Raw genomic sequence first — 9,132 nt, forward strand, 5'->3', positions numbered from 1 at the left:
CGCTGGCGTGCGGCGGCGCGGCCGTCGGCGGGGCGGAAGCGGTCGAGGTTCACGCCGGGGTGGACGACGGCGACCTTGGCGGGGTCGGCGGCGTAGTGCCGTACGAGCTCGTCGGCTTCCTCGTCCGTATTGGCGATGAGCCGGTCGGCGGCCTCGACGATCTGGGTCTCGCCGATCACGCGGGCGGCGGGTTCGGGGGTGTCGCCCTCGGCGAGCGCGGCGTTCTTGACCTTGGCCATGGTGTGCATGGCGTGCACGAGGGGCACGCCCCAGCGCTCGGCGGCGAGCCAGCCGACGTGGCCGCTCAGCCAGTAGTGCGAGTGCACCAGGTCGTAGTAGCCGGGGCGGTGGCCGGCCCAGGCGCGCATCACACCGTGCGTGAAGGCGCAGAGCTGGGCGGGGAGTTCCTCCTTCGCAAGGCCTTCGTACGGGCCCGCGTCCACATGCCGTACGAGGACTCCGGGGGCCAGCTCGACCTTGGGCGGGAGGTGGCCCGTCGTGGCCCGCGTGAAGATCTCGACCTCGATGTTGATCGCGGCGAGGCGCTTGGCGAGCTCGACGATGTAGACGTTCATGCCGCCCGCGTCGCCGGTGCCCGGCTGGTGCAGCGGGGAGGTGTGCACGCTGAGCATCGCGATCCGGCGTGGTCGGCGGCTGCCGCCCGGGAGCCTGAGCCGCGGAGTGCCGGACAGTCGGGCCGGCGTCTGGGCGAGCCGTCCGCCGAGCCTGCTCACGTACTGGCTCACGCGCGCGGCCTCCTTCTCACACATGACTCACGACATGCCTCACGACATGCCTACGAAGAGGGCATGACCCACCCTCCGAACCTCCCGAACACCGGAGGTACCCCTTCCTATTCCACCGACACCCCCAGTCTGCGCGCCCCACCCCACTCCCGCCCGCGGACCTCCCGGCGGCCGGGCGGGGGTGGCGAGGGTGAGCGGGGGACCTTCTGTACGGCCTTGCGTCCGCTTTGCCGGATTCACCCGCGACAAAAGGTCCCCGAAGCTGACCGATACTGGAGGGATGGCCCGCACATCCTCCCGTCCCGTCGGGACCGTGACGCGTGGGACCACCAATCCCAATCGGCTGCGGCGGATGGACCGGTGGATCGCCGAGCGGCATGGGCGTGTGCTGCGGGCCGCCGCGGCGCCGGTCGCCGTGGATCTCGGTTACGGGGCCGCGCCCTGGACCGCCGTGGAGCTGCTGCACCGGCTGCGGACGGCCGCGCCGGACGTGCGGGTCGTCGGCATCGAGATCGACCCGGCGCGGGTCGCGGGCGCGAAGCCGTACGAGGAGGAGGGGCTCTCCTTCCGGCTCGGCGGCTTCGAGGTGCCCACCGACCGGCCGCCCCTGCTCATCCGCGCGGCCAATGTGCTGCGGCAGTACGACGAGGACCGGGTCGCCGAGGTCTGGCAGCGGCTGTGCGCGCGGCTCGCGCCCGAGGGGCTGCTCGTCGAGGGCACCTGCGACGAGATCGGGCGGCGGCACGTGTGGGTGGCGCTGGGGGCCGAGGGGCCGCGGACGGTGACGTTCGCCACCCGGCTCGGCTCCCTCGACCAGCCATCCGACCTGGCCGAACGGCTGCCGAAGGCGCTGATCCACCGCAATGTGCCGGGTGAGCCGGTGCACGCGTTCCTGCGGGACTTCGACCGTGCCTGGGCGGCCGCGGCGCCCTACGCCTCGTACGGGGCACGCCAGCGCTGGATCCGTGCGGTGCGGGCGCTGAGCGCGGACTGGCCCGTGGTGGACGGGAGTTCGCGGTGGCGGCAGGGCGAGGTGACGGTGGCATGGGGGGCGCTCGCTCCTCGTAGCCGTGCAGTCGCATAACCGCCTGAAGTGGCCTTATTCGCACATACTTTGCCAACCGCCACATGGGTGACGCTTCGCTTCCAGGGGAACGCGGCGCGGTAGTCATACGTCAGAAGTGACGGGTGGGGAAGCGGAGTTGGTCCCGTGGTGGGTTCGGTGTCGCTGTGGGGACAGTTCGCGTTTTGCGTGACCCTGTCGCATTCGGCGAAGGCATGGCACCATCCCGAAGTCGTACGGATTGACTGACGGACCATCAGATCAGGGGGCGTGGGCGTGACCTGCAGGCGAACCTCGACCGTTGCGGCCGTGGCGCTGGTCTGCGCCCTCGGTCTGCTCAGCGCACCCGGCAGCGCGATGGCGGCCCCCGTGGCCGGCCCGCTCTCCGCGCGGCCCGACGATCCGAAGGCCGACGAGCCGGAGCCGGGGAAGCGCGATCTGTCGGAAGTGCGCGAGGAGCTCGACGGCCTCTACCACGAGGCGGCGGTCGCCACCGATGCGTACAACGCGGCGGAGGAAGAGGCCAAGAAGCAGTCCGACCAGATCGTCAAGCTCGCCAACAAGATCCAGAAGCTGCAGGGCAAGCGCGACACCCTCAAGGACCGGGCGGGCGCGGCGGCCCGCGCGCAGTACCGCAGCGGCGGTGTGCCGCCCCAGGCGCAGCTGGTGCTCAGCGACGATCCGCAGGAGTTCCTCGACGGCGCGCAGCGGGTGCGCCAGGGGCAGCACGCGACCACCAACCTGATCGGCGAACTGTCCACCACCGAAGCGGACTTGCAGCTCTACGCCAAGGACGCGGGCCTGTACTGGCTCGAGCTCGAGCAGCACACCAAGGACCAGGCCAAGCGCAAGAAGAAGATCGAAGCGAAGATCGAGGCCGCCGAGAAGCTGGAGAAGAAGCTCGAGAAGGAGGAGCGCGCCCGCCTCCTCCAGATGGAGCAGGACGCCGAGATCCAGTCCCAGACCGCCTGGCTGGACACTGGAATCCTCAACGACATCAAGGGCAATGCCTCGGCCCAGGGCAAGAAGGCCGTGGCGTTCGCGAGCAAGCAGATCGGCAAGCCCTACGTGTGGGGCGCCGAGGGCCCGTCCTCGTACGACTGCTCGGGTCTGACCTCACAGGCCTGGGCGGCGGCCGGGCGGGGCATACCGCGCACCTCGCAGGAGCAGTGGCGGCAGCTGCCGCGCATCAAGGTGCGCGACATGCGGCCCGGCGACTTGATCATCTACCACGCCGACGCCAGCCATGTCGGGATGTACGTGGGCAACGGCGCGATCGTGCACGCCCCGCGACCCGGGCGCAATGTCACGGTGGCGGGGGCCGGTTCGATGCCGATCCTCGGGGTCGTACGGCCGGACAAGTAGCCTGCCGCGCCACCCCACCGAGGTGACCCGGCTCACGTGACCTGCGCCACCCGGGCAACCTCCGCGGCGTGATGTTCGTCATCCCGGGTGGACTCGCCGCATGCCCAATTACGGGACGGGACGCGGCATATGACACCGGCTCTTTGCAGATCGCCATTCCAAACCGGTGTCGGCTACCGCTAAGGTCCCCGTCGGCGGAACGTCGTTTCGACTGGTGTCGTACCGCCGCGCCCTCGGGGGGAGGGAAGGAACCAGAAGGATGCCCGTACCCATACCGCGGCAGAGAGCAGTCCCGGCCGTGGAAGGTGGTCAGGCTCAGACCTCACCGGCGCCCGCGCCCGGTGCGGAGACCCCGTCGGCGCACCCCGCCGCCGAGGAGTTCACCGAGCACGGCAGCGGCGGTCTGACGCTGCTCGTGATCGAGGACGATCCGGCCCAGACCCTCAGCGTGCCCGCGCTGCTCGACGCTGCGGGCAAGCCCATCAAGGTGCGTACGGCACGCAATCTCACCGAGGCGGAACGTCTCCTCACCGACGACGTGCACTGCATCCTTCTCGACCTCGCCCTGCCCGCCTCCGGCCGCACGGGCTCATCGGACGGCGCCGAGGACGAGCTGGGGACGCTCAAGCACGTCCTGCGCCTCGCGCCCCGGCACGCCGTGCTCGCGCTCACCGCGAGCGACGACACCGAGCGGGCCACCGAGGCGGTACGGGTGGGCGCCCAGGACTATCTGTTCCGCGACGAGCTGGACAGCCGCGTACTCACACGGGCGATCCGCTACGCCGTGGAGCGCAAGCGGGCCGATATGACCCAGCGCAAGCTCACCGAGTCACGGCTGCGCGCCCAGGAGAACGCCCGCCTGGAGCGCGGTCTGCTGCCCACGCCGCTGCTCGACGGCGCCCCGCTGCGGTTCGCCGCGCGCTACCGTCCGGGCCGCTCGCGCGCGCTGCTCGGCGGCGACTTCTACGACGCCGTACGGACGCCCGACGGCACGGTGCACGCGATGATCGGCGATGTCTGCGGGCACGGTCCCGACGAGGCGGCGCTCGGCGTCGAACTGCGGATCGCCTGGCGTGCGTTGACCTTCGCGGGCCTGTGCGGCGACGAGTTGCTCTCGACGCTCCAGCAGGTGCTCGAGCACGAGCGCCCGGACGACGAGATCTTCGCGACGCTCTGCACGGTCGACATATCCCCCGACGGCCGCCGCGCGGGCCTGTGCCTGGCCGGCCATCCGTCCCCGCTGATCGCACGCGCGGGCGGGCTGGCCGAGCTGCTCCCGTACGAGAACAGCGGTCCCGCTCTCGGTCTGCTGCCACGCGCCCGCTGGCCGCGCCAGCAGGTGGAGCTCGGGGGCGCGTGGAGCCTGATGCTCTACACGGACGGCCTGATCGAGGGCCGGGTGGAATCCGGCAGCCGGCGCCGGCTCGGGCAGGACGGCATGGTCGCGATGGTGCGACGCCAGATCTCCGAGGGTCTCAGCGGCGACGGTCTGCTCGAGGCCGCGGTCAACGAGGTCCGCGACCTCAACGGCGGGGAGCTGACGGATGACGTCGCGGTGGTGCTCCTTGAGCGGGGGCCGCGGGCCTGAGGCGGACCGCGGGCCTGAGGCGAGGCGCGGGCCTCGAGCGGTGGCCCTCAGGCCGGGGCGCGGATCTCGAGCCGGGGCGCGCGCCTCAAGCCGAGGCGCGGGCGCCGGAGCCCGGGCATGAGAAGTCGGCGGGGCCGTCCCCTGGACGGACCCGCCGACTGACTGCTCGATGATGCGTGGGGGGGGCTCAGCGCCCGCCGTTGTACGGACCGTACGGGCCGTCGCTGCTGGAACCGCCGCGGCGGCCGCCGCCGCGGCCTCCGGTGACCTGCTTGAGCGCGGGGCGGACGTCGACCATGAAGACGATCGTCGCGACCAGGCCGGCGATCTGCAGGAACAGCATCGGCACGACCAGGTTCACCAGGACCACGATGCCCAGGATGATCAGCCAGAAGTTCTTGGTCTGCTTGTCCGCGGCGCGGTAGGCGTCCTCGCGGAAGGTCACGGCCAGCACCAGGGCGACGACCGCGAGCACCAGCATCGCCGTGAAGAGCAGCCACATGAAGCCGCCGAACGCCTGCATCAGCACTTCGTCCACCACCTGTGTATCGGGCCACTCGTCGATTGGGGTTCTGCGGCCACCGTACCCGGAGAACGACCCGGGCACGCCGTTCGTGCCCGGGCCGGTCCCGACGTATGACTCCTGCGACCCCTGATACCTGCCGGCTGCTTGCCCGGCGGGCTGTCGGGGATTCCTACTCGGCGGGCGGCGGGGTCTTCTTCGCCGCGGTCTTACGGGCCGGAGCCTTCTTGGCGGCCGGCTTCTTGGCGGGGGCCTTGGCCTGAGCGGGCTTGGGCTCGGTGGCGACCGGGGTGGGCGCGGCCTCGGCGGCGGGCTCGGGGGTCTCCTTGCCCTCGACCGCGATGGCCAGCTCCTCGATCTCCTCGGCCGCCTCGCCGCGCCAGGTCTTCACGGCCTGCTCGCCGCGCTCGGCGACCTCGTCGTACTTCTCACGGGCCTTGACCGCGTACTCGGCGGCGACGCCGACACTGCGCAGCGCCAGGTCCTGGGCGGTCTCGCCGAACTTCTTCAGATCGGTGTCGAAGTTCCCGAACACCTCGGTGACCTTGGCCTGGACGACCTCCTGCACCTCCTTGGCGCGGGCGGCGGCCTTCTCCTGTACGGCCTTGGGGTCGGTGCTGCGTACGGCCTCGAAGCGCTCCGGGGCCTCGGCCTGCACCTTCTCGATCAGCTCGGGAACGCGGCGGGCCTGCTGGACCACGAGGTCGGCGGTGCCTGCGGCGAAGTAGAGGGGCTTGGGGTCGGTGACGGCCTTGCGGATGTCGTCGGTGAGGGCCATGACGTACGTACCTCCGATAGGTATGAGGGTGATGGCGTTCATTCGCCGTCGGCCATGCGGGCCTGGTCATCGGCGGTGTCCGTGCCGCTCTTCGCGCCCGTGGGAGCGGTGCCGTTCTCTTTTCGGAACGACTCGTAGATCTGCAGCAGCACCTGCTTCTGCCGCTCGTCGATCGAGGGGTCCGCGAGGATCGCGGCCCGCGTCTCGACCTCGTCACGGTTGCGCTCGTCGAGAATCCCGGCCTGCACGTACAGCGTCTCGGCGGAGATCCGCAGCGCCTTGGCCAGCTGCTGCAGGATCTCCGCGCTCGGCTTGCGAAGGCCGCGCTCGATCTGACTCAGATACGGATTGGACACCCCGGCGGCATCGGCGAGCTGCCTGAGCGACAACTGCGCATTGCGCCGTTGCTCGCGCAGGTACTCCCCGAGATTGCCGACGTTGAGCGATGCCATGCCTTGATGCTGCCGCATCGCTGCTAACTATTGCAAGCAGATGCTTGCAAAAGTGGTGCAGGCCACGAACGCCGCACGTGTACGCGGACCCATGCGCGCCGCCACGGCCTGCTGCCAGGCTGCCCGTATGACAAGTGGCAGACGGGCCTGGTAGTTCTGCACCTCCTCGTGGTCTGGGCGGCTATGGCGGCCGCCGTGCCGGCGCTCGGGCTCGGGGTGGCGCTGTCGGCGTGGGGCGGCGGGGCCGGGGAGGCGCTGCTCGCCCTGGCGGTGGGGGTGCCGCTGACCGTGGTGCTACTGGCCGTGATGGGGACGCCGGTACGGAGTGTGGTGCCGCTGTGCGCGTCGGCTTCCGGGCGGATCGCCTGGGCGGTGCTGGTCTTCCTGCTCGGCACGGCCGGCGCCATCACCGGCGTGGCCGCGTACGGATCGGATGTCGATCTGGGGGGCGCCGGCATGCGGTTCGCACTGACGGGGCTGCCGTACGCCGTGGCCGCGGCGTTCTTCGTGCCCAGCCGGTGGGTGCGTTCGGGTGCGGTGGCAGCAATGGCGGCCGGCGTCGTGTACGGGGGCTTCCTCGGTCCGTCACAGGCTGAACAGCGTCGGCTGACAGCGGAGATCGCGAGCTACCGGGAGCGGTCCGAGCTGCTGTACCTGGGGGCCACGCCCGCCGGGATGCAGGTGGCCCGGGCGGAGCTCGGGCCCGGCTACTTCACGGTCGACTACCGTCCGGCCCGCCCGCACCAGCTCGGGCACGCGGGCCTGACCATCAGCCGTCCGCCCACGCCGACGCCGGTCTGTCCCGAGATCCTCGGGGAGCGTGAGACCTGCGCGGTGGACGCGGACGGCGTGCTGCGCGCGGTCGGCTCCCTCCCCGGCGGAAGCCGCAACATCACCCTCGTCCGGCACGAGCGAGGCGTGGAGTTCCGGGTGGAGAGCCAGTTCCTGGGCGAGCGTGCGCTACGCCAACTCCTGGACAGTCCTCATGCGTTGACGGACGAGGAGCTGGCCGGCCTGATCCAGGAGAAGCCGATCGAGCGGACCTTCTGAACCCTGCAGCGCCCACCGCGCCGAACGGACCGTCCGGCCACTCCACCGCCCCGCTCCGAGTACCCACCTTTTTGTGCGTACTTGGCACCGACCGCCCCCTGAACCAAGCTGATCTCAGGCGGTCAGCCGGTGGCCGCCTGGAGGGCGGGGTTCAGGCGGTCCAAGCGGCGGTGGCCCCAGTCCGAGAGTGGGGCCAAGGCGTCGGAGAGGTCCTGGCCGAAGGGAGTGAGTGAGTACTCGGTCCGCAGGGGCAGCTCGTCGTGCACCTCTCTGTGGACCAGGCCGTCGGCCTCCATCTCGCGCAAGGCCTGGGTCAGGACCTTCTCGCTCAGGCCCGGCAGTTGACGGCGCAGAGCGCCGGGCCGCTGCGGCCCCGATTCGAGGAGCCAGAGCAGCGCCGTCTTCCACTTGCCGTCGATCACCGCGATCGCGGCGGTCACTCCGCAGACGTTCGGGTCCTGGGCGCGGCTGCGTGTCACGAGAGCCCCTTTCATCAGCATTTGCCCGCTTGAATATCTTTACCAGTACGGGAGTTGAGAAGCGTGTCCGAGCAGTCCCACCAGTCCCCCACCCAGTCCGAACAGCCCGCCCCCACGAGTTCTTCCACCACCGCCACACCCGCCGCCGCTCCCACTCCCACTCCCACCGTGACCGTTCTCGGCCTCGGCCCCATGGGCCGCGCGCTGGCCGGCGCTTTCCTCGACGCGGGGGTGCGGACCACGGTGTGGAACCGGACGCCGGGCCGGGACCGCGAGCTGGTAGAACGGGGCGCCATCGGTGCCGTGACCGCTCAGGAGGCCGTGGCCGCAAGCGAGTTGGTGGTGGTGTGCGTCGTGAACTACGACGCCTCCGACGCCGTGCTGCGTACGGATGAGGTCACCGCCGCCCTCAAGGGCCGCACCGTCGTGAACCTCACCGCAGACACCCCGGACCGTGCCCGCGAGAGCGCCGACTGGGCCGCCGCGCACGGGATCCGCTATCTCGACGGCGCGATCATGACGCCTACGACGACGATCGGAACGCCGCACGCGGTGTTCCTGCACGCGGGACCGGCCGGCCTGTACGCGGAGCACAAGGCGGTGCTCGACGTCCTGGGCGGCACCCACACCCACCTCGGTGAGGACGTGGGCCGGGCGGCGGCGTACGACATCGCGCTGCTCGACATCTTCTGGACGGCGATGGCGGGTTACGCCCATGCGCTTGCCGTGGCGAAGGCCGAGGGGATCAGCGCGGCGGAGCTCGCACCGTTCGCCAAGGGCATCGGCGAGATCCTGCCGCCGATCTTCGCGGAGGGCGCCGCGGAGGTGGACCGGGGCACCTATTCCGGCGCCGACAACCCGATCACCTCGGCCGCCTCCTCCATGGCCCATATCGTCCACGCCTCTGAGTCCCACGGCATCGACGCGGGCGTGATGCGCGCGGCGGAAGGGCTGGCCCGCCGGGTGATCGGCCTCGGGCACGGGACGGACGGGTTCCTGCGGGTCGCCGAGGTGCTGGGGCGGCGCTGAGGGGCGGGGGCGGGGGGGGCGGCGCTGAGGCGCTGGGGCGCGGGGCGGCGCCGAGGCCC

The 9,132-nt window shown here is 71.2% G+C and carries 10 protein-coding genes; 5 read left to right on the top strand and 5 right to left on the bottom strand.

The features are described from left to right. On the bottom strand, window positions 1-746 hold a 746-nt coding region (locus ABT367_RS39175), incomplete at its 3' end, for a glycosyltransferase (protein ID WP_352258464.1). Between the two features lie 280 nt (window positions 747-1,026). Between ABT367_RS39175 and ABT367_RS39180 the strand changes: the two genes are divergently transcribed. The 3 genes from ABT367_RS39180 (at window position 1,027) to ABT367_RS39190 (ending at window position 4,762) form a co-directional block, all read left to right on the top strand. Next, on the top strand, window positions 1,027-1,830 hold the full coding sequence (locus ABT367_RS39180; protein ID WP_352258466.1) for a class I SAM-dependent methyltransferase: 804 nt from the start codon (window positions 1,027-1,029) through the stop codon (window positions 1,828-1,830). Between the two features lie 255 nt (window positions 1,831-2,085). Then, window positions 2,086-3,174: an NlpC/P60 family protein gene (locus ABT367_RS39185; RefSeq protein WP_434975641.1), complete on the top strand. Its 1,089-nt coding sequence runs from the start codon at window positions 2,086-2,088 to the stop codon at window positions 3,172-3,174. Between the two features lie 259 nt (window positions 3,175-3,433). Beyond that, window positions 3,434-4,762 (top strand): PP2C family protein-serine/threonine phosphatase, encoded by a 1,329-nt coding sequence (locus tag ABT367_RS39190; RefSeq protein WP_352258470.1) that lies wholly within the window; start codon window positions 3,434-3,436, stop codon window positions 4,760-4,762. A 187-nt stretch (window positions 4,763-4,949) separates the two neighbouring features. On the opposite strand, the gene ABT367_RS39195 is transcribed toward ABT367_RS39190, so the two are convergent. The 3 genes from ABT367_RS39195 to ABT367_RS39205 all read right to left on the bottom strand — a co-directional run bounded on the left by ABT367_RS39195 (window position 4,950) and on the right by ABT367_RS39205 (window position 6,515). After that, window positions 4,950-5,285 carry a DUF2516 family protein gene (locus tag ABT367_RS39195; RefSeq protein WP_206343328.1) on the bottom strand — a complete coding sequence of 112 codons (336 nt, stop codon included), beginning with the start codon at window positions 5,283-5,285 and terminating at the stop codon, window positions 4,950-4,952. 172 nt (window positions 5,286-5,457) lie between these two features. Continuing rightward, on the bottom strand, window positions 5,458-6,063 hold the full coding sequence (locus ABT367_RS39200) for a hypothetical protein (RefSeq protein ID WP_352258472.1): 606 nt from the start codon (window positions 6,061-6,063) through the stop codon (window positions 5,458-5,460). A gap of 38 nt (window positions 6,064-6,101) precedes the next feature. Continuing rightward, window positions 6,102-6,515 carry a helix-turn-helix domain-containing protein gene (locus ABT367_RS39205; RefSeq protein WP_352258474.1) on the bottom strand — a complete coding sequence of 138 codons (414 nt, stop codon included), beginning with the start codon at window positions 6,513-6,515 and terminating at the stop codon, window positions 6,102-6,104. A 183-nt stretch (window positions 6,516-6,698) separates the two neighbouring features. Between ABT367_RS39205 and ABT367_RS39210 the strand changes: the two genes are divergently transcribed. Then, on the top strand, window positions 6,699-7,565 hold the full coding sequence (locus ABT367_RS39210) for a hypothetical protein (RefSeq protein WP_352258476.1): 867 nt from the start codon (window positions 6,699-6,701) through the stop codon (window positions 7,563-7,565). 122 nt (window positions 7,566-7,687) lie between these two features. Here ABT367_RS39210 and ABT367_RS39215 read toward each other — a convergent pair whose 3' ends face one another. Further along, a complete protein-coding gene (locus tag ABT367_RS39215) occupies window positions 7,688-8,044 on the bottom strand; it encodes a winged helix-turn-helix transcriptional regulator (protein ID WP_352258477.1) in 357 nt (118 codons plus the stop codon). Window positions 8,045-8,212: 168 nt separating this feature from the next. On the opposite strand from ABT367_RS39215, the gene ABT367_RS39220 reads away from it, so the two are divergent. Further along, a complete protein-coding gene (locus ABT367_RS39220; protein WP_352258479.1) occupies window positions 8,213-9,073 on the top strand; it encodes an NAD(P)-dependent oxidoreductase in 861 nt (286 codons plus the stop codon). Window positions 9,074-9,132: the final 59 nt, after the last annotated feature.

It is taken from the genome of Streptomyces mesophilus, from assembly GCF_040300965.1.
GTDB lineage: Bacteria > Actinomycetota > Actinomycetes > Streptomycetales > Streptomycetaceae > Streptomyces > Streptomyces mesophilus_A.